We start from the raw sequence: 274 nt of genomic DNA, 5'->3' as shown, positions 1-274 counted from the left end.
TCGCGCTGCAGATGCGCGGTGAGTGTGGAGAAGAACGGGTGGGCGATGGTCGGCATGATCACGCCGATGGTGTTGGTGCGGTTTCGGTAGAGGTTGCGGGCCAGCTCGTTGGGAATGTAGTTGAGCTGGCGCATCGCGGACTCGACTTTGGCACGCATATCGGCCGAGACGTAGCCGGTGTTGTTGACCACCAACGAAACGGTGCTTAAGGACACCCCTGCCGCTTTGGCTACGTCGCGCATGCCGACCATGGTTTTGCTCCCCTGCGAGTACT

Annotated in this window: 1 protein-coding gene; it reads right to left on the bottom strand. The window is 60.6% G+C overall.

Annotated features, from left to right (window positions below):
• Nucleotides 1-242: LacI family DNA-binding transcriptional regulator (locus DKT72_RS18975; RefSeq protein ID WP_220628163.1), on the bottom strand; the 242-nt coding region annotated here is incomplete at its 3' end.
• Nucleotides 243-274 lie beyond the last annotated feature (32 nt).

It is taken from the genome of Confluentibacter sediminis, assembly GCF_003258355.1.
GTDB classification, from domain to species: Bacteria; Bacteroidota; Bacteroidia; order Flavobacteriales; family Flavobacteriaceae; genus Confluentibacter; species Confluentibacter sediminis.
Note: the sequence above shows the minus strand (reverse complement) of the source record. Positions and strands in the feature narration are given on the sequence as shown.